This window comes from Nostoc sp. PCC 7107 (assembly GCF_000316625.1).
Classification (GTDB): Bacteria; Cyanobacteriota; Cyanobacteriia; order Cyanobacteriales; family Nostocaceae; genus Nostoc_B.
In genome coordinates this window covers 2,529,073-2,550,477 of sequence record NC_019676.1, presented here as the reverse complement: position 1 = coordinate 2,550,477, position 21,405 = coordinate 2,529,073, and the positions used below count along the sequence as shown (strand labels likewise).

At 39.8% G+C, this 21,405-nt stretch carries 13 protein-coding genes and 1 pseudogene; 7 read left to right on the top strand and 7 right to left on the bottom strand.

Features of this window, described 5'->3' with window-relative positions; translation table 11 throughout:
- Both NOS7107_RS10855 and glpK read left to right on the top strand, forming a co-directional pair.
- Positions 1 to 522: a GNAT family N-acetyltransferase gene (locus NOS7107_RS10855; RefSeq protein ID WP_015113018.1), complete on the top strand. Its 522-nt coding sequence runs from the start codon at positions 1 to 3 to the stop codon at positions 520 to 522.
- A 79-nt stretch (positions 523 to 601) separates the two neighbouring features.
- Positions 602 to 2,116, top strand: a complete 1,515-nt coding sequence (glpK, locus tag NOS7107_RS10850; RefSeq protein WP_157374010.1) for a glycerol kinase GlpK — start codon at positions 602 to 604, stop codon at positions 2,114 to 2,116.
- 31 nt (positions 2,117 to 2,147) lie between these two features.
- Here glpK and NOS7107_RS10845 read toward each other — a convergent pair whose 3' ends face one another.
- The 6 genes and pseudogenes from NOS7107_RS10845 to NOS7107_RS10830 all read right to left on the bottom strand — a co-directional run bounded on the left by NOS7107_RS10845 (position 2,148) and on the right by NOS7107_RS10830 (position 8,930).
- On the bottom strand, positions 2,148 to 3,125 hold the full coding sequence (locus NOS7107_RS10845) for a hypothetical protein (RefSeq protein WP_015113016.1): 978 nt from the start codon (positions 3,123 to 3,125) through the stop codon (positions 2,148 to 2,150).
- 11 nt (positions 3,126 to 3,136) lie between these two features.
- Positions 3,137 to 3,382 carry a hypothetical protein gene (locus NOS7107_RS29365; protein WP_015113015.1) on the bottom strand — a complete coding sequence of 82 codons (246 nt, stop codon included), beginning with the start codon at positions 3,380 to 3,382 and terminating at the stop codon, positions 3,137 to 3,139.
- Positions 3,383 to 3,981: 599 nt separating this feature from the next.
- Positions 3,982 to 5,094 (bottom strand): Gfo/Idh/MocA family protein, encoded by a 1,113-nt coding sequence (locus NOS7107_RS10840; protein ID WP_015113014.1) that lies wholly within the window; start codon positions 5,092 to 5,094, stop codon positions 3,982 to 3,984.
- Between the two features lie 306 nt (positions 5,095 to 5,400).
- Positions 5,401 to 5,502, bottom strand: a pseudogene (locus NOS7107_RS27770) (S-adenosylmethionine synthetase N-terminal domain-containing protein); the annotation flags it as partial.
- Positions 5,503 to 5,573: 71 nt separating this feature from the next.
- Positions 5,574 to 8,585: an HAD-IC family P-type ATPase gene (locus NOS7107_RS10835; protein ID WP_015113013.1), complete on the bottom strand. Its 3,012-nt coding sequence runs from the start codon at positions 8,583 to 8,585 to the stop codon at positions 5,574 to 5,576.
- Positions 8,586 to 8,735: 150 nt separating this feature from the next.
- On the bottom strand, positions 8,736 to 8,930 hold the full coding sequence (locus NOS7107_RS10830) for a hypothetical protein (RefSeq protein ID WP_052314754.1): 195 nt from the start codon (positions 8,928 to 8,930) through the stop codon (positions 8,736 to 8,738).
- 172 nt (positions 8,931 to 9,102) lie between these two features.
- Between NOS7107_RS10830 and NOS7107_RS10825 the strand changes: the two genes are divergently transcribed.
- The 3 genes from NOS7107_RS10825 (at position 9,103) to NOS7107_RS10815 (ending at position 15,348) form a co-directional block, all read left to right on the top strand.
- Positions 9,103 to 9,549, top strand: a complete 447-nt coding sequence (locus NOS7107_RS10825) for a pyridoxamine 5'-phosphate oxidase family protein (protein WP_015113011.1) — start codon at positions 9,103 to 9,105, stop codon at positions 9,547 to 9,549.
- 515 nt (positions 9,550 to 10,064) lie between these two features.
- On the top strand, positions 10,065 to 10,559 hold the full coding sequence (gene msrB, locus NOS7107_RS10820; protein WP_015113010.1) for a peptide-methionine (R)-S-oxide reductase MsrB: 495 nt from the start codon (positions 10,065 to 10,067) through the stop codon (positions 10,557 to 10,559).
- A 187-nt stretch (positions 10,560 to 10,746) separates the two neighbouring features.
- Positions 10,747 to 15,348 carry a tetratricopeptide repeat protein gene (locus NOS7107_RS10815; RefSeq protein ID WP_015113009.1) on the top strand — a complete coding sequence of 1,534 codons (4,602 nt, stop codon included), beginning with the start codon at positions 10,747 to 10,749 and terminating at the stop codon, positions 15,346 to 15,348.
- Between the two features lie 29 nt (positions 15,349 to 15,377).
- Here NOS7107_RS10815 and NOS7107_RS10810 read toward each other — a convergent pair whose 3' ends face one another.
- Positions 15,378 to 16,301 carry a DMT family transporter gene (locus NOS7107_RS10810; RefSeq protein WP_015113008.1) on the bottom strand — a complete coding sequence of 308 codons (924 nt, stop codon included), beginning with the start codon at positions 16,299 to 16,301 and terminating at the stop codon, positions 15,378 to 15,380.
- A gap of 587 nt (positions 16,302 to 16,888) precedes the next feature.
- Between NOS7107_RS10810 and NOS7107_RS10805 the strand changes: the two genes are divergently transcribed.
- Entirely contained in the window at positions 16,889 to 19,825 is a 2,937-nt protein-coding gene (locus tag NOS7107_RS10805) for a zinc-dependent metalloprotease (RefSeq protein ID WP_015113007.1), read from the top strand.
- A 154-nt stretch (positions 19,826 to 19,979) separates the two neighbouring features.
- On the top strand, positions 19,980 to 21,338 hold the full coding sequence (gntT, locus tag NOS7107_RS10800; RefSeq protein WP_015113006.1) for a guanitoxin biosynthesis MATE family efflux transporter GntT: 1,359 nt from the start codon (positions 19,980 to 19,982) through the stop codon (positions 21,336 to 21,338).
- The last annotated feature ends 67 nt before the right edge of the window (positions 21,339 to 21,405 follow it).

The window sequence follows — 21,405 nt, the reverse complement described above, 5'->3', positions numbered from 1 at the left end:
ATGATTCCTCAACTGAAAACTCAACGCCTTACCCTACGAGGCTTTTGTGAAGAAGATTTGGATGTTTACGCTGATATGTGCGCCCATCCAGAGGTGATGCGTTATGTCGGTATGGGTCAACCTTTATCTCGTGGGGAATCGTGGCGAAATATGGCGATGATAATTGGTCATTGGCAATTACGAGGCTATGGATTGTGGGCTGTTGAAGAAAGCCAAACTAGTGAAATGATTGGTCGGATTGGTTGTTGGCAACCAGAAGGCTGGCCTGGGTTAGAGATTGGTTGGTCGTTGCGCCGGGATTATTGGGGATATGGCTTTGCGACAGAAGCAGCAACAGCAGCAATGAATTATGCTTTTAACCAATTACAGCGATCGCAGATTATTAGCTTGATTCATCCTCAAAATGTTGCTTCTGTGCGTGTAGCCCAGAAGTTAGGCGAAAAACTGCAAGGGACAACAGAAATCTTCGGAACTGAGGTGTTAGTCTACGGTCTGAGTCGAGAAGACTGGCAAAAAATGTAGAAATATCATAGGTATGATCTCCCGCCAATACTTTGTGATATCGTTACCCAAACAGGAGTTCAGACTTCATACTTAATCAGTGACCGTGGAAAGTACATCTCCATCATCAGGCTATATCTTGGCTTTGGACTTGGGTACAACAGGCAACCGTGCTTTTGTATTTAACAAAGCAGGTCAAATTGTTGGGCAAGCATATAAAGAACTCACACAGTATTATCCCCAACCGGGCTGGTTAGAACATGATCCCGAAGAAATTTGGCGAGATACCTGCTGGGTAATGGAAAATGCGATCGCCCAAGCGCAAATTTCGCCATCACAAATAGCCGCCTTGGGATTGACTGTACAGCGGGAAACTTGCTTAATTTGGGATAAAACCACTGGTAAACCCCTACATAAAGCTATTGTTTGGCAAGACCGCCGCACTGCACCTCTTTGTCATCAATTACAAACACAAGGTTATGCAGTAGAAATTTACGATCGCACTGGTTTGGTGATTGATGCTTATTTTTCGGCGACAAAGTTGAGATGGTTATTAGACAAAGTTACAGGCGTTGATTTAAACAATGTTTTGGCAGGTACGATTGATACTTGGGTATTGTGGAAATTAACTGCGGGAAAAGTTCATGCAACCGACCACAGTAACGCCAGCCGCACCATGTTAATGAACCTAAAAACCTGCGCCTGGGATGAAATATTACTCGAAATCTTGCAAATTCCGGCTCAGATTTTGCCGCAGATTCAACCCAGCTTAGGCAAATTTGGTGTGACAGATAAAACCTTGTTGGGTGTAGAAATTCCCATCACAGCTATTTTAGGCGACCAACAAGCAGCATTATTTGGTCATGGCTGTGATCGCCCTGGTTTAATGAAATGTACTTATGGTACTGGGAGCTTTTTGGTAGCCCATACTGGATCAGAAATTGTGCGATCGCCACATCAACTGATTTCCACTTTGGCTTGGACGCAAAACCACAGCGGTAATTTAGAGATTGGCTATGCTTTAGAAGGCAGTATGTTTACTAGTGGTGCCTGTATCCAATGGTTACGGGATGGCATCAAACTGATTAAGACTGCGGCAGAAACAGAAACAATGGCTAACCAAGTTGCCGATAACGGCGGCGTGTACTTTGTCCCTGCCTTTAGTGGGCTGGGTGCGCCTTATTGGGATATGAATGCTAGAGGAGCCTTTTTTGGGATTACCGCCAGCGTCCAACCCCAACATTTAGTGCGGGCTGTTTTAGAAGCGATCGCTTACCAAGTTTTTGAAGTTGTGCAAGCCATTAATGCTTGTTCTCCCACGCCAATGAAGCGGTTAATTGTCGATGGCGGCGCTTGTGAAAACAACTTTCTCATGCAGTTCCAAGCTGATGTTTTGGGCATTCCCGTAGAACGGCCAAAAATGCGCGATACAACAGTACAAGGTGCAGCATTTGCCGCTGGTTTAGCAGCTGGATTTTGGGACAGCTACACAACACTAGTTAGTCAACGGCAAATAGACCGCATCTTTGAACCTAATCAAGCGAGGAATAACGCCTTAGCCAACTTTGCCACTTGGCAAAAAGCAGTTAAGCGTAGCTTGGATTGGGCAGAGTAAAATATTTTAACTTCTGCCTCCCGCCATAATTTCAGCCTGAAGCCTTGCGGACTAACTTAGTATCCAAGGTATAAAAGCCAACTGTATCGGGTATTCTCGCAAATCGTCCTGTCCGATAACCTCGTGATAGTTCATTTAGTACCTTGCTTTTTACTTCTCTGACTTCTTCCGCATCTAGATTGCCATAAATGCCGGCAATAACTTCAGCCACACCAAAAACTTTCCCTGGATTTTGCCGAAAGAAAATGGTCAAAGCATCAATCAAAAATTGTCCTTCAAAAGTTTTGAGCATAGGAACAACTTTTGTTTGGGGAACTATCACAGGCTTTTTCTTGCTTTTGCCAGTTTTAGGATTATTGTTGGTTTGATTGGTGTTCACCAAACCCAAATCTAGGGTATAACAACCAGGCTCACTGGGGATGCCAAACCAAGCTTGTCTTTCTCTACCTTGGGTAAGTGAAGATTGAACTCTACCTTTGACCACCTTAAACACATGGGGTTCTAAGTCACCATAAAGCGATCGCACAATAAAATCTATGTGGCAAACTGTACCCAGATGTTGTTCCAATAGCTGTTTAATGGCTTCCATCCGAGTTAAAGATTGATACTCGCTCAACATAGCAATATCAACATTATTCAGCGAGTTAATAGTCTCTGTAGCTGTGGAATCGTTGATGTTTGTCGTTGCAGCAGAATTATCCAGTTCTAATTCTTCTGAGTCTGGCTGTGGTGAATCTGGATGCGCCTCTAATTCACTGTCAGACGGAGATAGAAGTAAGTCTTCTTTAGAAGCAGAGAGCATTTCGTTCATGACTTCAACTGTTAGCAGCTTATTACCAGCTTCTGATGGTGAAGACCAGCTAGATAATAAACCTTCTACATTGTTGAGTTGCGATCGCGCTTGATTATATAGGGTTCCGTATTCTTCTACAAGACGAGCATAGTAGTCTCGTAATTCCAACAACGGCGAGATTAAGGTTTGGGGAGGGGGTTCCAATTGCGGTTTCATAGAGTGTTAAATCAACCCAAAGTGGTGTCACTTGTGTAAGTCATCGGTCTTGGTTTGGCTTTTTGAGATGACTGTGAGGATTTGCGCGGAGGTTGTGGAGGACGGCAGCTTTCGCAATATAAAGGACGAGGGCCATAAGTCTCGCGTTTGGTTGTCTGATTACATTCTTTGCAGACAAAGTGAAAGACCCTAGTGTGAATTTGTCTTTTATGCGCTCTCACCGTGTATTCCTGCACGTCTATATATTTACTTGCCATAGTCCAGAAGCATGAATTTCAATTCTATCAATATAGCTATTCAAGCAAATGAAATTGAATCAGTGTGTGTTGATTTGTAAGTTTTATTCAAATCAATGATTCAGTCCCAAAACTGAGGTTGCAAATATGGCATCAAGGTAACTAGGCACTCACCAATTTGCTATCTTCCGACAGAGACATCAGTATTCATCTAACTGAGATTTAAGTCTTCTGATAGTGTCTGATGTACAGTTAGTCAGTCTAGGTTGGGAGTGTGAATCTCTAGAATATCACTGTGGAGAAAATAGTGATGCCTAGTGGTCATGCAAGGGGAGCATCCACGTTATCTCTACCTGGTATCAAATCAGATTAACTAGTTAAATATAATCAGGACTTATGCACAGGCTACGGAAAATCGAACCACAGAGACGCAGAGGTCACGGAGAAATGAGAGTTTGAGAGGTGTTTTGCGTAAGTCCTAATAATTAGTTACACAATGTCTCTGCATTCGCAATAACATTATGCAATTAATTTTGCGTAGCTACTTACTATAGCAAAACCAACTGCTTGCTGTTTGGGCTGGCAGTTGGTTTTACTGGATATTGACAACTCAGGCTGCTTTAAGAATTACCGGCAGGTGCAGCAGCACGGATTAGTTCTGGCTGATCTTCGTTGGTTGGACGTTTAATTGTTTGATCTGATGTAGGACGTTGAGAGCGATCGCGAGTTTGCACTGGCACTGGTTGACCTGTTTCAATAGATTGGTAGATTGCCTCAATGATGCAAACATCGTTCAATCCTTCGATTCCCGATGGCTCTGGGTCTTGGTCTTGGAGAATGCAATCTGAGAAATATTTGAATTCAGCCGCTAACTGATCATGTTGTGCAAAAGTCTGCTCTTGGGTTTCACCATTAATAGTGAGGTAGTGCTTGAGTTCTCCGTGCCATGTATAGGCGGATTCTACACGTAAATCGCCTTTAGTTCCTACAACTTGATAAGTTGAAACCTTGGCGGCTCCAAAACTACAGGTAAAGGTCGCCAGTCGTTCGTTGGGAAAGCGTAAGATGACGCTGGCCATTTCTTCTACCTCGCTGAAGCGTTTTTCACCTTTACTCGCAGCTACAGCAAATACTTCTGTTGGTTCATCTTGAAATAGATAACGTGCAGCGTTAATGCAGTAAATACCAATGTCATAGATGGTTCCGCCACCTGTAACATTGCGTAAACGAATATTACCGCCTTCGACTTGTTGAGTAAAAACAGAGTTGAAAACACGTGCTTCACCGATTTGCTGCGATCGCACAATTTCTACAGCCTGCAAGTTGGCTGGTTCTAAGTGTAATCGATAAGCAATCATCAGCTTAACATCGTTATCTTTTGCAGCCTTAATCATGGCTTCACATTCTTCTTCAGTTACAGCCATTGGCTTTTCACACAGCACATGAATTGCTTGATTAGCTGCACGTACAGTATATTCTCGATGTAAGTGATTGGGTAAAGCGATATAAACAGCATCAATCTCACCACTGGTCAAACAGTCTTCATATTCCTCATAAGAGTAAGTATGTTGAATGTCATACTTTTGGCTAATTTCTTGCAGTTTTGTCGCATCATCAGAAACTAAAGCAACTAATTCAGAGTTATCGGTGTTAGTAAATGCAGGTAAAGCCGCTTCTTGAGCAAACCAACCTAAACCAACAACTGCGTAACGAATTTTGTTTGTACCCGTCATTATTTAGACCTTTTGAGGACGAACTTGTGTTCAGAAAATTACTCTTATAAGGTGATGAACTTTCTGAATTATTCCATCCTGCTGATGAGAGAGAGCCTAATCTTACTTACGAGATATACAGTTACATAAAAAACTATATCAGCTATTTTGTTATTTTTCTATTTTGGTAAGCGGCCAAGTTTTTAGAATGAATCAGGACTTACGCAAAGACTACGATTTTACGTCATTACGAGCAAAGCGAAGTAATCGCAAAGGCTGATTTTTCGTCACGAGTGCGTAAGTCCGATGAATCTAAAAATATGTCAACTTTATCTGTTTTTCTACTATGGCATCGCTGATTTGATCGCACAATTTATCAGGATGTCCTTCGGTGACTGATTCTGATGTGAACATGAAGTCTTTTTTCATAATATCGAACCGCTAAAAACGCCTTCGCGTAGCGTCTCGTAGAGAAGGACGCGGAGAGAAGAAAGAAATGTTTATCTATCTATTGGAAGTAAAGGTAAAGAGGGATTTTGTGGCTGAATATTTTTTGTTGATTCATTTAACAGTAAAGGCCACAATGCACTACCAATAATGACGGCAGTATCGACAAAATTAAGTGGGGTAATTTTTAAGAGGTTTCGCAAAGGTGGCAGGGCGATCGCTAAAATTTGGATAGTAAAGGAACCGATAAGGGCAGCGTTTAAATAGCCGTTACGTGGCAGTTTTTCTTCGCTAAATAGGCTGTGATGTTCGGAACGACAAGTAAATGTATGCAGCAGTTGGGCTGAGGTTAAGGTGAAAAAGGCTACGGTACTGGCTTGGGGACTAAAACCATATCTGCGGATGGCGTAGGCGTAAGCAACTAAGGTACTCACAGATAAACCCGCAGACTCAAAGACGATTCGCCCAAAGTCGGATTTTTTAATGATTGGTTCGTCGGGGTTGCGGGGTGGCTGACTCAATACTTCTGGTTCTGGGGCTTCCATCGCTAAGGATAAACCGGGGAAGATGTCGGTAACTAAATTTAGCCAGAGTAATTGAATCGCATTTAAGGGTTCACCAATACCTACGGCGGTGGCGGTGGTCATCACCATGATTTCGCTGAGGTTGGTGGCGAGGAGGAAATGCACAGATTTGCGGATGTTGTTATATATTGTGCGTCCGCGACTGACGGCGACAATCATGGTTTCGAGGCGGTCGTCTTCAAGGACGATATCTGCAACTTCTCTGGCGACATCTGTACCGCCTTTCCCCATTGCGACACCAACTTGGGCGGCTTTTAAGGCGGGTGCATCGTTAATTCCATCGCCTGTCATGGCGACGACTTTTCCGGCTGCTTGTAAGGCTTGAACAATTTGCAGTTTATTACTGGGACTAATGCGGGCGAAGACATCTACTTTGTCGCTGAGGGCGGCTAAGGCTGCGGGGGTGAGGTTATTAATATTGCTGGAATCGAGGATTTCTAATTGTTGTTCTTGACTTAATTCTAATTCTTTGGCGATCGCATAAGCTGTTGGGCTTTGGTCGCCGGTAATCATCACGGTGGCGATACCGGCTTGATGAAAGTCGTTAATTAGTTCTTTTGCACCTTTCCTAATGGGGTCAGCCATCCCAACTAAGCCTAACCAAATTAAGTCTGATTCGTGGTTATTGTTGCTTTGACACTCGTCAATCTGGTTGTAAGCTACACCTAATACTCGTAATGCTTTCCCGGCCATGCGATCATTTTCTATAGCGATCGCTCTTTTATCTGCTTGAGTTAATTCTACTATTTCCCCATGTTTTACCCATGTTTGGCAAAGTTCCACCACTTCAGCGGGGCTACCTTTGACAGCGACCAACTTTTGACCATCATGAGTCTGATGAATTGTACTCATCAGATTACGATTTTCTGAACGCAAGTTGGTTTGCACTAGGGAATATTTTTGTTTGAGGTCGATGATATCTACCCCGGAACTAATGGCCATGTAAATTAGGGCGTTTTCGGTGGCTGAACCGATAACTTCATACTTACCATTTCCCTCGCGGCTGACTTGGCTTTCGTTGCAGAGAACTGAGACATGAATTAGTTTTAATAGTTCATCGTTGCGATAGGGATTAATTTTTTGTTCCCCGATGATAAATTCCCCATCCGCAACTTTGATGTTGTGGGTGTTGCTTTGAATTTCCACAACTGACATTTTATTTTCTGTCAATGTCCCGGTTTTATCCATACAAATTGTTTGGACTGAACCCAAGGCTTCAACTGCACTCAAACTACGCACTAGAACACGGTTGCGGCGCATATCGCGGATACCCAGGGCGAGGGTGGTAGTTGCTACGGTGGGTAAGCCTTCGGGAACCGCGGCCACGGCGAGGGAAATGGATGATTTCAACATCTGCACTAAGCCGTAGCCCCGCCATACGCCCAAACCAAAGACTAAGCCGCAAATACCCATGCTGATTAATACTAACTGGCTACCTACTTGGTCTAGTTGTTTGGCGAGGGGGGTTTCCATTGCGGTGGCTTCACCCACAAGTTGTTGAATATGTCCCATTTCAGTATGTTGACCTGTGGCGACAACAACCGCCAGTCCTTGACCGCCTGTAACAAAAGTTCCTTTATAGGCCATGTTCACGCGATCGCCTAATGGGATATCTTCACCTATAAGCAAATCATAAGTTTTCGTTACAGGCAGACTCTCCCCAGTTAAAGCAGATTCATCAATACTCAGGTTCTCTGCTGCAATTAATCGCGCATCTGCGGCGACATAACTGCCAGGTTTGAGAGCTAAAATATCACCTAAAACTACATTTTCTGTGGGTATTTCTTGCAGGTTACTATCTCTAATTACCCAAGTTGATGCGGGTTCTCGATTTTTTAGGGAGTGAATAATTTTTTCTGATTGACTTTCTGTGGTGTAACCAATGGCCGCATTGAGAATGACTACGCCTAAAATTACCGCCGCATCAATCACTCCACCTGTGAAAATTGACACCCCCGCCGCTACTCCGAGTAATGCCACTGGCAGAGATTGAAATTGCTCAATAATAATGCCTAAATTGGAGCGTTTTTCTGTGTGCGCGAGGACATTAGCCCCATATTTTTGCAGATTTGCCCTAGCTGATTCACCAGATAATCCCAATGTTTGAGATGTATTTAATTTGTGGAGAACTTTATCGGCTGGTAGTAAACACCAGTCTTCTCCCTGTTGTTGCTGAGAATGAGTAACAGTTATTTTATTGGTTTTTAATTTATTTTTGCTTTGATCCGCTGATATTAACTTACTTTTTTCTTTATAAGTTAATAAAACTTTTTCAATTATCCCTGCTATGTCTTGATAGCTTTTTTCTTGAGGGAAATAAACTAAAATTTTGCTCGTTAAGGGATTAGCAGAAACATAATTTATTTCTGGATAAATTTCCAGCGATCGCTCCAGATAATTTTTGAGTGCTGCTGAATTGTGAAGCTCTTCTACTTTATATCTAGCCCTGCCTTTAACTTTAGTATGTATTGCTTGAATCACTGCAATTTTTGCCCCCGTTTTTGCTATTGCAAAACTGCAATCTTAAAATGTATCTCCATTGTCAAATTATAGAGTATGAAGCTCTCATTACTGTTCACAGTAATGTTAAGACTTTCAAAGTCTAGCCCTTACTTAATTAGGCGCAATTGATTAATTTTTATTTACATTTACGCGCTCTGATTCTTCAGTAATGTTAAGTTTTATTAAACTATTAAAGGCAAACCAGACTAATATATACAAAGGTGTATCTTCAAACTTAAATCCTTGTTTGATTAACTGAGTAAGAGTAAATAAACCAAGACATAAAGGTACTATCAACCGCAAATCAGCGGCACTGTTAGTCATTTTATAAACATCGGCATTAAAATCGTCTATTAGTCTATGCAGCAAAATTATGTCTTTAGACTCAAGTAATGAGCGTAAGTAAATGTTATGAATAAAAATAGATTATACCAAAATAAACTATTGGTTGTAATCCATAAAATCTAGGTAAATAAATTAAGAGAAAAAAGGTATTATGGCAATTTCCACAAACAGCGATCGCCAAATTCAAAAACTGCAAACTTTAATTCAAGGTATTGACTATGGGATGTTGACTACAGTCAATGATGATGGTAGTTTGCACAGTTGTCCAATGCACTCTATTGATGAATTAGATAAAGATGGGACACTCTGGTTTTTTACTAGCGCTAACTCTCATAGAGTTAGTGAAATTGAACATAATCAGCAAGTGAATGTTAGCTTTACATCATCCCAAAATCAGCGTTATATTTCTATCTCTGGCACAGCACAACTGGTACAAGACCGTCAAAAAATGACAGAATTATGGAAACCAGAATTACAAACTTGGTTTTCTCAGGGATTAAATGAACCAGATTTGGCTTTACTCAAAGTCAGTATTAAACAAGCTGATTATTGGGATAGTCGTTCTAGCTATCATCCCCAACATATAAACTTGTCTTGAATATCATCCATTTAAAATAGCGGGGTAATAATTTTATGCCCTATCAACAAATTGATTAATTACCAGATGCAGTAAAAGACCACTTACCTAAACATGGGTAAATGTGGGGGTTAGATAGCATAGCGACTAGTAATTGAGTCGCAGTTTCTTTTAATTCATAGATTTGTAGATTCACACTCTAATTACCTCCGGTTCCCAGCTTTGTCCTGATTATAAAAAGTGCAGCACTATCTGTCCTCCGACTAACGGGGCGACATCTTAATTTAAAATATCTATCATTAGGTGGGTGCTTTTTTAAGTAAAATAATAAGTCACCACCACAAAACGTGCTATTCTGTTTCTGACCTACACAAGTATGTTCAGTAATCAAACCAGATTCCTCATATCTTGAAATGCAATTAAGCAAAAACTCATAATAGATATATAGCGTTTCTCATTTTAGTAGTGTACATTTTCTTTAATGTCAGAGATTAAAGGCTGGGGAATATATACCTAATTTGATTGGTAATTGCTATATGAAAAAACGCTATTTTTTAGAGGCCGGTGCCGTATTAACAGGTGCAGCCTTATTATCACAGTTTATTAATCCAAGGGGAGAAATCGTGGCAAGTTCTAATACTGAGTTTGAAGTTACCAAATCTGAAGATGAATGGAGCAAGATATTAACAAAAGAACAGTTTTATGTTTTGCGTAAACATGGAACCGAACGCGCTTTCACCAGCCCGCTTGATAAGGAGTATGCACAAGGTACTTATGTGTGTGCGGCTTGTGAATTACCACTGTTTAAATCTGATACCAAATTTAACAGTGGTACTGGCTGGCCCAGTTTCTTTAAACCAATTGAAGGTGCGATCGCTACTACTGTAGATCGGTCGTTGTTCATGACGCGTACAGAAGTTCATTGTCGCCGTTGTGGTGGACATTTAGGCCATGTATTTGCTGATGGCCCTGCACCCACAGGTCAGCGTTATTGTATGAATGGCGTGTCGTTAAAGTTTATCCCTGCTTAATTAAGGTGCGATCGCTCTTGTGTTTTAGTGTAGGGCGATCGTTTGGATTACTAAAAAACCTAAAAGCCCAGTCTTATCAGAAGCTGGGCTTCTCCTTTCTTGCGAATTGTTAAAAATGGCTGTTTTTTTTATAAAACTATACTTACGTATTGTATTTCTGTCTAATAACATGCAAAACATCAGTTAAATGCGTCACCATCTACAAAGCATTACCCTCATACTTTCCCTGTTTTGTACTGTAGCCATCTCAGCAAATCATCTGTTAATCAAAGAGACATTAGCACAAACAGTTACTCAACCTAACCGCAAAGCAGAAGCAGATAAACTCTATCAAAAAGGCGTACAACAGTATCGACGTGGATATTATGAGGATGCGATAAAAACCTATGAACAAGCCTTAAATATTTATCGTCAACTGGATGATAAACAGGGAATTGGGCAAACGCTAAACAATTTAGGACAAGTTTATAACTTGTCATTTCAATACAATAAAGCATTAGAAACTTTGCAACAAGCTTTAGTAATTCGCCAATCAGTTAAAGACCGTATAGGTGAAGGAGAAACTCTAGATAATATCGGCGGGATTTACTTCAATTTAAATCAGTATGAGCAATCATTTAAAATATTACAACAAGCTTTGGTAATTCGCCGTGAAGTAAAAGATAAAGCCGGAGAAGGTGTTACTCTCAGCCGAATTGGCTACACTTATTCTTATTTAAAACAAGAAGCAAAAGGTTTGGATTTTTTACAGCAAGCATTAAAAATACATCGAGATTTAGGAGATAAATTTCAAGAAGAATATACACTATTTAGAATAGGTATAGTTTACGATAATATGTCCAATATTAATCGCGCTTTAGAGTTTTTCGACAAAGCTTTAGCTATCAGCCGCGAAGTTGGCAATCGTGCATTTGAAGCTAGAACTCTTTATGTGATTGGGCTGAATTATACTCAGCAGAATCAAAATGAGCGAGCTTTAGATTTCTACCTTCAATCATTAGCAGTTAACCGCGAAATTAAAGATAAAATTTTCCAACTTAGAACCTTAAACTCAATCATTTATCAATATCAATTAGTAGCATCTAATGCTAATTTCAGAGGATTAAATTCTCAAGTTAAAGAAGTATCTACTCAACTAATTAAGTTTGCTGAAGAAGCCTTAATTCTTGCTAAAAAACTGAATCAGGCTGAAGAAGAAGCAAGTGCATTAGGAGCATTAGGAAGTGCTTATCAATATTTAGGAGAGAATCAAAAAGCCATAGGGTTATTACAGCAAGCTATTAAGATTGCTCAACAACTCAAAGCAATAGATACAGAAAATGCTTATCTGTCTGTACTAGCAGAAATTTATAATAACCAGGGAGAAACTCGCAAAACAATTGAGATAAGGAAACGTCAAGTAGAAATTGCTAGAGAACAGAAAGATACCACTAGCGAAGTTAGTACGTTAATAACTATTTGCAGTGAATACAATGTCTTAGCAGAGTATCAAAAAGCCATAGATGCTTGTCAACAAGCTTTATTTAAAGCTCAAACCATCAAAATTGCTGAATTACCACCTATCAAGCAAGATTCTGCTCTTAGGTTTCCAGCGAATGCGCTACAAGGCTTGAGTTTGATTCATCTTAATCTGGGAAAATACGAACAAGCCTTAGATTTTGCTAAACAACGCCTAAGTGTAGTTCAAAATCTTCGTCAACCAAGTTTAGAGGCTGATGCACTAATTGATTTAGGTTATTTATATCAGTATTTACAAGACTTACCTAAAGCCCTGGAATTAACTCAGAAAGCATTAATTATTACTCGCCAATTTACAGAACCTCAACTAGAAGCAAATGCTTTAAAGCAACTTAGTGGAATTTACATACGCCAGGGAAATTATAACTCTGCTATTGAGTTAGCACAACAAATGTTGGTAATTGCTAAACGCTTGCAAAACCCGAAATTAGAAGCGGATGCTTTAAATGTCATGAGTGATAGTTATCAAAAACAAGGTAATTATCAAAAAGCCTTAGAACTCAGTCAACAACAATTAGAAATTTTTCAAAAAACTAACCAACGTACTTATGAAATCATAGCTTTGAGTAGTTTAAGTAATATTTATATTTTATTAGGAGATACACAAAAAGCTATTGAAGTAGCAAATCAAGCATTAACAATAGCCAGACAATTAAAAGCACCCGAATTGGAAATGATACCTTTAGCAAGACTCAGTAAAGCATACATTATAAAAGGAGAATATGAGCAAGCAATACAATTAGCTCAAAAAAGTTTGCTCATAGCCCAAAAATCTCAAAATTTCTTAGGTGTAGCAGTTGCTTCACTTAACCTGAGTCAAGCCTATGATTCATTGGGAGAATATAACAAAGTCATTGCTGTAGCAGAACCAGGATTGTTATCTGCAAAAAAATCTAACAATCGTCCTCTAGAAGCCCAAGGGTTACTTGATTTAAGTAGTGTTTATACCAACATTGGTAATTATCAAAAAAGTAAGGAATTAGCAGAGCAAAGTTTAGCAATTACAAAAGAAATTAAAGAACGTCCTTTAGAGTCTCAAGCACTGGCTTATCTGGGGAATGTTTACAGAAATCTCAAAGATTATCCCAAAGCTTTAGAATTATCTCAGCAAAGTTTACAAATTGCTCAATACATCAAAAGCCCTACATCTGAAGTATTATCATTAGCAAGTCTTGGTGATATTTACAGTAATTTGGGTGCGTATCAAAAAAGCAATGAGTTTTATCAGCAACTCGTAGCCAAACAGCGACAACTAAAAAATCGTAATGGAGAAGCATTTGCTTTATTGGCGATCGCAGGTAATTACTACAATACCGGAGAAGCCCGAAAAACTGTAGACTTTGCCCAACAAAGTTTAGCTATTTTAAAACAAACTAAAAAACCAGCTTGGGAGATAATACCACATCGGACATTAAGCCTAGCCTACGGTGAATTGGGTAATGAAAAGCAAGCAATTGCGGAAATACAAACAGTTTTAGCATTTGCGAGAAAAGTGCAGAACCCAGTTTATGAAAAAGATGCACTCAATGTTTTAGGTGATTTACATCGTCAGTTTGGTAGAAAACAGCAAGCAATTACAGCCTATCAACAGGCGTTAACAATTCCTACTCCTACAGAAATTACAGGTAGTGCTTGGGGTATTTATGCTGGTTTAGGTCGTACTTACGCTGATTTAAATCAACCAAATGTAGCAATTACTTACTACAAACAAGCTATTAATGGGATTGAACAAATCCGCCGTAATATTGAAGGATTACCACCACAGTTACAAGCTTCTTTTTTGCAAACAAAGATTGATTTTGGCAAAGTAACCACCTCTGATATTTATCGTCAACTGGCAAATTTATTACTATCTCAAGGTAGAGAAAAAGAAGCAACACAAATTTTAGAACTTTTGAAGATTCAAGAAATCAAAGATTTTGCCACTACTAACATTTCGCCAACAGACAAACCAAAAGTTACTTTAAATCCGGAAGAAACAAAAATTGCTGCACCCAATCAATCAATTATTGCTTTAGCAAAACAAATTAGTGAGTGCGAACAAACTAACTGTAAAGATAAAACTAAACTAAACGATAAACTAACAAACTTAGTTGCTGAGTTTAATCAAGAATTAAATAAAATCGACACAGAAATTAGAGAACGTTTAGCAAAAGATCCTGGTGCATTTCGTCCTGACAGTCCGAAAGTTTTAGAAATAGTCAAATCACAACCGGGTACAGTGATGATTTACCCCTTAGTGCTAGAAGATAAACTTTGGCTATTACTGTATTCTGGTGATGCTGCTAAAAAGTTTGAAGTCAAAATTGGACGAGAAGAATTAGGAAATACAGTCCAGGAATTTCGGCGGTTAATCGGACGATGTCAAAATATTGATTGTGCTGCTAAAGATATTTCGCAGATTCAGTCAGTTAGTCAAAAACTTTATTCCTGGTTGATTAAACCATTAGAACCAGAACTAAAAGAAAATAAAGTAAAAAATCTCGTGTTTGCGCTTGATAGGGTAACACGTTATGTCCCTATGAGTACTTTGTTTGACGGAAAGCAATATTTAATTGAGAATTACACTGTCTACAATGTTTTATCCGCAGACTTAACAGATACTTCTACTACTTTACCCGCAGGGACACAAAATACTTCAGTTTTAGCAATGGGAGTTTCGCAAGCGGTAGGTGATTTCCCCGCCCTAGAAAATGTCCCTACAGAGTTGAATGCAATTGTGAAAACTAAGAATAATCAACAAGGTATATATCCAGGGAAAGAGTTTCTCAATAATGCTTTTGATTTTCGGAATTTACGAGACAATCTCACAGGTAATAAAATTTTACACCTTGCTACGCATGGTGAATTTGTTCCTGATAGCAAAGATGCTTCGTATTTGTTGTTAGGAAATGGCGAAAAACTGGCGATTCCCCAAATTCAAACTTTAACAGGGTTAAACAATATTCATTTAGTGGTTTTATCTGCTTGTCAAACAGCCCTTGCCGGATCTCGTCAAGATGGGGTAGAAATTGCGAGTGTTGCATATTCTTTTCTGAATCGAGGTGCAAAATCAGTAATAGCTTCTCTTTGGTTAGTTGACGATCGCAGCACCAGTGTACTTATGCAGCAATTTTACACGAATCTCGCTAATAAAAATCAACCCACAAAAGCTGAAGCCTTACGCCAAGCACAATTAAGTTTACTACGTAGTAAACCTGCTACTACAACAAGTGATTATTCTCACCCTTATTACTGGTCGCCGTTTATTTTAATTGGTAATGGGTTGTAATTAAAATCAATATTGCCAGCATTGGCAATTCACTTTTTTTTACCCAAAGCGATCGCCATCGAACCAGCTACTACTAAAATAGCTCCAATTATCCCAGTAATTGTAATATTTTCGGCAGGGATTAAGGTAGGTACTAATATTGCTACTAACTCAACAGATATTAATGTCACAATTGGTGCTAAAGTTAGCACCGCACTGACGCGGGATGCTTCCCAATGTTCTAATGATTCTGCAAAAGCACCATAAGCAATTAACGTATTTAAAGCACAAAAAATTAACATCCCCAATTGCAAATGATTCAGTTTTAAAATAGTGTCTGGTCTTGCTAAAGGTGTAAATAATAAAGCCGCACCTCCATAAATTAGCATCATGATATTAGACGACGATAAAGATTGTAACAACTGCTTTTGTGCTAAAGCGTAAATAGCCCAAACAGATGCACCTACGGCTACCAAACCACTACCAAAAATATATGTGCCATGTGCGGTAATTAAGTTGCTGAGTTGGTCACGAAAAAATATCACATACCCACAAATCAGCACACCCACACCAACCCATTGACGGAGTGTGTAACGTTCGTGAAAAATAACTAACCCACCAAAGCCTAATAACAAAGTTGCTAATTGAATCAGTACTTCTGCATTTGCAGGAGATGTCAACGCTAAACCCTGCATGAAAAAGAAATAATTAGCTCCTAACATCAGTGTAGCGATCGCTAACAACTTCCAAGCAACGGCAGGTAATTGTTTTAACTTTGGTAACTCACCACGCACCCCTAAATATACACTCAGTAGTATAAACGATACCAAAAAGCGAAACCAAATCACCGTATAGACATCAAGCGCTTGCAAGATTACCGCCAACGCAATTGGTAAAATTCCCCACAAGAAAACAGTTAATAGAGATAATGCCAGCCCTAAACGCCAGCGGCCAGAGTTTTGATGTAGTGACATGCAGCTATGGTATCAAAGCTCTGGCTGTTTATGCACGCTAGAAAATCTCTTTCGCTACAACACCAGCAATAATTAACATTTATTACCAGTTATTGTATCTTTTATGACCATTGACCAATCTTTATCTTAAAAATTGATTAATTTTTGATTGTCGAGTCTAGTTTTGAGATGCCAAAAGATAGAAGTATAAAGTAGTATGTATATCTTATTGACGAAAGTACTGAGTAACAGCTAAATTTCTGACAGTGAGGAACTATATATTGAGGATAGACTTAAATTTTAGCTTTCAAAGTTAATTATTTATCAGGAAATTTATATTTTTTTAAAAGTTTTTGCCGAAATTGTGTATTTTTTACCATTATCTTTACTCAGCGGGTGACACAATCATACTTACTATTTATTCGCTAAGGAATTGTGAGCAAAAATAATACACAACTGCATAATATCTCTCAAAACTGAAGCCAAAAGTCTGCCAGAGAATATCAGACAACTTCAGGAATTTTTAGGTTGCTTCTACTGATGGCAGCCAAAAATTTTATTGGTAAAAATTAAAAATTAACTCTTAATCTTTATCAGGGCTAAAGTGAATGAATAAAGTAACTTTTTATGTAATTTTGTTGCAAGGTTTATTATTAGGAATAGGAACTGCTAATGCTGAGTCGCTAAGGACTAACAAAGACAATAAAGCTTTAGATATTAACCAGATTGCACAAGTTAGAAGCAGCAAAAATAGTCAAGCACCTGCCTGGAAAAAATTACCATCGCCGCAAGTTTGGGTAATTAATCAAGATAAACAAGTTCAAAGTCAGCCGTTTATTTGGGTTGTCAAAAATATCAAGCAATCAGAAAAACAACCATTTTTAGAAGTGGGTAAACCCAGCAATAAGCCGGAGAAAAAGCCAAATACGCCAGCGAAACCTATAGCTAAAGATGATTTAGAAGCATTTGATGAAGTAATTAAAGATGCTGAAAAAAAAGAGGGACTATTTACCCTCTATCGCAATTCTAAAAAGAATAAAGTTTACCTAGAAATTAAACCAGAACAGTTAAATAATAATTATTTAGCAACTGCCACATTAGAATCGGGAATTGGCGAACGAGGTATTTATAGCGGTATACCTTTGCAAGATTTTTTGTTTTATTGGCAGCGGGTAGGCGACAAATTACACTTTGTTGTCCGTAACGTTAATTTTCGCACGCGGGATGGAGATCCACAAGCGCGATCGCTTGCCCGGTCATTTAGCGATTCAATTCTCTATATGTTACCGATCAAAAGTGTTCATCCCCAACGCAAAACTATCCTCGTTGACCTCAGCGATTTACTCCTTTCCGACTTAGCCGGATTATCTGCAAATTTAGGTGTGACAGCCACCGCAGACCAATCATACTTCGGTGACGCGAAAGCTTTTCCCCATAACGTCGAAATTGAATCGGTCTTAAATTTTTCTAGTGGTAGTATTAAAAATCGAGATAATCAACAGATGAGTTTCGCCTCCCTCGCTGACGACCGGGGCTTTACTTTACGCGTCCACTACAGTCTTTCACAATTACCCAATAATAATTACCGCCCACGTCTAGCCGACGAACGAGTGGGTTATTTCATCACCGCTTACCAAGACTTAACTAAAGATAGTGGAGATCCCTTTGTTCGTTATATCAATCGCTGGAATTTAGAAAAAGCAGACCCCAAAGCTGCTATTTCCCGTCCCAAAAAACCAATTGTTTTCTGGATTGATAATGCAGTTCCTTTAGAATATCGTGATGCTATCAAAGAAGGCATCTTAATGTGGAACAAAGCCTTCCTCAAAGCCGGATTTAAAGATGCGATTGAAGCCAAACAAATGCCAGATAACGCCACCTGGGATCCGGCGGATATTCGCTACAACACAATTCGCTGGATAAACACAGTTGATGGTTATTTTGCAATGGGGCCATCCCGCGTTAACCCCCTCACCGGAGAAATTTTAGATGCAGACATTTTAGTTGATGCGAGTTTTGTGCGTGCGTTGAAAAGTGAGTATCGCAAAATTGTCCAACCTAACGCCAAGCAAAATCGCACCTCCCTATCAGCATGGATGCAAAATCGCTTTCTTTGCGGCGGGGAAGCAGCCAAAGACCAAAATTCTCCCCAGCCAGAACAAAACGGGTTATTGCGAAACTTATCCAAACTAGCTGGGGAGTATGACTTGTGTTATGGCATGGAAGCCGCTAATCAATTTGCCTTTGGTTCCTTGGCAATGACACTGTTAAAAGACACTACACCCAGCCAAGACCAAGTAAAAGAATATATTAATCAATATTTACGGTTAATTATTGCCCACGAAGTCGGTCATACCCTTGGTTTGCGGCATAACTTCCGGGGTAGTACTTTATTGCCACCCCAGGAGATGAACAATAAAGATGTCACCCACAATAAAGGTTTGACTGCTTCTGTAATGGATTACATTCCCCCAAATATTGCACCCCAAGGCACAAAGCAGGGCGATTATTTTCCGAATGCGGTGGGGGCTTATGATGATTGGGCAATTCAATATGGTTATATCTCCACCCAGGCGACATCTCCCATTGCCGAAAAACCATTGTTGCAGGAAATTGCCAACCAATCTTATAAGCCAGAGTTAAGTTATTCCACAGACGAGGATGTTTACGATCTCGATCCCACAGCCGATGCTTGGGACAATAGTAACAACGTGCTGGTTTATTCCCAATGGCAATTAGATAATTCACGGGTGATGTGGGATCGTCTGAACAAAGGTTATCCCACAGCCGGGGAAAGCTACAGCGATGTTAGTGAACGCTTTAGTACGGTTCTGGGTAATTATTTCCAGCAAATTTATTATGTGAGTAAATATATTGGCGGACAGTCTTTTTACCGCATCAAAGGTGGTGATGTTGACTCTAGTAAACAGGGCGGACAAAATCGTTTACCATTTCAACCAGTCCCCGTAGAAGAACAACGCCAAGCTTTAAAAACTCTGCAAAAATATGTGTTTGCGGAAGATGCCTTAAAATTTTCCCCAGATTTATTGAATAAATTAGCACCTTCTCGTTGGCGGCACTGGGGCAGCTATCCCCGCGTGGGACGTTTAGATTATCCAATTCACGAGTTGGTTTTGTTCTTGCAGAGTGCAGTGTTGCGCGATTTACTCTCAGGCGATCGCCTCAACCGTCTCAAAGATTTAGAACTCAAAGCCCAATCAGGGCAAGCACTGACACTGCCAGAATTATTTGACACACTCCAATCAGGCATTTGGACAGAAGTAATCAAACCTCAAAAGTCAGCTTTGCAAATCTCCAGTATGCGGCGAGGTTTGCAGCGAGAATACCTGGATCTTCTCATTGGCATGGTGTTGCGTAAAGAATCCGTCCCAGAAGATGCGCGGACTTTAGCTTGGTACAAACTCAAGCAATTAGATGAAAAACTGGCTCAAGTCAGTTCTAACGATGAATATAGCAAAGCTCATATTCTCGAAACACGCGATCGCATTTCCAAAGCCTTGAATGCACAATTACAAGGAAATTAAATTAGAAATTACACAAGCTCAAGATACCCGACTTCTTTCAGAATTCGGGTATCTAAACAAGTACGATTTTCACAAATCAAATCGGATTACCGTATGTCATTTCCCCATGAAATAGTTCAGACTGGAAGATAAATTCCAGTACAGACAACAATCTATGACAATTGCGGTATCACCCAAGTACAACTTCTTGCCTCGCTTTTACAAATTGGCCAGCATTAGTATGCTATCCAACATGATGGTTCCCCTAGCAGGTTTGGTGGATATTGCCTTTTTGGGACACTTGGCAGATATCCGCCATTTGGCGGGAGTGATTTTAGCAACGATTATTTTTGACTACCTTTATCGGGTATTGAAATTTCTGCGTTCTAGTGTGAATGCGCTGACTGCACAAGCTGTGGGACTCGATGACCACAAAGCCGTACTCTTAGCAGGGATACGCAGTGGCTTAATTGCTTTGGGAATTGGCTTATTAATTCTGTTGTTACAATACCCATTACAAAAACTTGGCTTTACAATTCTCAGCGGTTCCCCAGAAATTGAAATCGCTGGGGCTGATTATTTCCAAGCCAGAATTTGGGGAGCGCCAGCCGTGTTGCTGAATTTTGTCTTAATTGGCTGGTTTATGGGGCAAGAAAAGAATAGCGTAGTCTTGCTCATGTCTGTAATTGGTAATGGTTCTAATGTGGTACTGGACTATTTGATGATTTCACTGTGGGGTTGGGAAAGTATGGGAGCCGGACTAGCCACAGCCATTAGTCAATATCTGGCGCTCGTAACGGGTATGATATATGCCTGCTTTACTATTCCCTGGCAAACATTACCCGCTGCTTTACAAGAAGTATTTGATTGGGTAGCTCTTAAAGATACGGTGGCGCTCAAAAGTAACATTCTCATCCGCTTTGTCGTTCTGATTTCTACTTATGCCATCTTCACCAACTTGAGCGCAGCAATGGGAACAGAAATATTAGCAGAGAATGGATTGTTATTACAGATTGCTTTGCTAAGTCAGTTCACAGTCCAAGGTGTGGGGATGACAACTCAAACACTCACTGGAAACTTTTATAGCAAAGGTGCTAAAGAACAGATGAGTCCACTACTGACTGTCTCGATATTAACTAGTTTGGTAATTGCATTAGGTTTTGCCGCCGTGTCTGTACTGTTTCCTGATGCAGTATTTGGGCTGTTAACTAATCACGCTGAAGTTAACAAACATATTAGTACTTATACAATTTGGTTGCTGCCACTACTAGGATTAACCGCCATTGCCTTTATGTTGGAAGGTTATTTCATTGGCTTAAAAGAAGGTGCAACTCTACGTAATGCAGTCTTAATTGCCTTTGGATTGGGCTTTTTGCCTGTAGCAATTACAGCCTCCTATCTTCACAATAACCAAATACTTTGGATGTCGCTGGTAGCTTATATGGCAGTTAATTTAACAGTATTGGCCGTACAAATACCCCGCACATTTGGTAGCCAAACCCTAGAAAATCAGCAACCACTACCATCTAGTTAGTTGAAGTAGAAAATTACACGCACGTATACCACTAATATTAAAAACAATTCTTACTTTTGCCTTTTGC

Bases quoted from the DNA above. Each gene is read 5' to 3' on its own strand.
- NOS7107_RS10840 (WP_015113014.1), bottom strand. From the start codon at position 5,094: ATGACGGGTACAAACAAAATTCGTTACGCAGTTGTTGGTTTAGGTTGG.
- NOS7107_RS29365 (WP_015113015.1), bottom strand. From the start codon at position 3,382: ATGGCAAGTAAATATATAGACGTGCAGGAATACACGGTGAGAGCGCAT.
- NOS7107_RS10830 (WP_052314754.1), bottom strand. From the start codon at position 8,930: ATGACTAACAGTGCCGCTGATTTGCGGTTGATAGTACCTTTATGTCTT.
- NOS7107_RS10825 (WP_015113011.1), top strand. From the start codon at position 9,103: ATGGCAATTTCCACAAACAGCGATCGCCAAATTCAAAAACTGCAAACT.
- NOS7107_RS10855 (WP_015113018.1), top strand. From the start codon at position 1: ATGATTCCTCAACTGAAAACTCAACGCCTTACCCTACGAGGCTTTTGT.
- msrB (WP_015113010.1), top strand. From the start codon at position 10,065: ATGAAAAAACGCTATTTTTTAGAGGCCGGTGCCGTATTAACAGGTGCA.
- gntT (WP_015113006.1), top strand. From the start codon at position 19,980: ATGACAATTGCGGTATCACCCAAGTACAACTTCTTGCCTCGCTTTTAC.
- NOS7107_RS10805 (WP_015113007.1), top strand. From the start codon at position 16,889: ATGAATAAAGTAACTTTTTATGTAATTTTGTTGCAAGGTTTATTATTA.
- NOS7107_RS10810 (WP_015113008.1), bottom strand. From the start codon at position 16,301: ATGTCACTACATCAAAACTCTGGCCGCTGGCGTTTAGGGCTGGCATTA.
- NOS7107_RS10815 (WP_015113009.1), top strand. From the start codon at position 10,747: ATGCGTCACCATCTACAAAGCATTACCCTCATACTTTCCCTGTTTTGT.
- NOS7107_RS10845 (WP_015113016.1), bottom strand. From the start codon at position 3,125: ATGAAACCGCAATTGGAACCCCCTCCCCAAACCTTAATCTCGCCGTTG.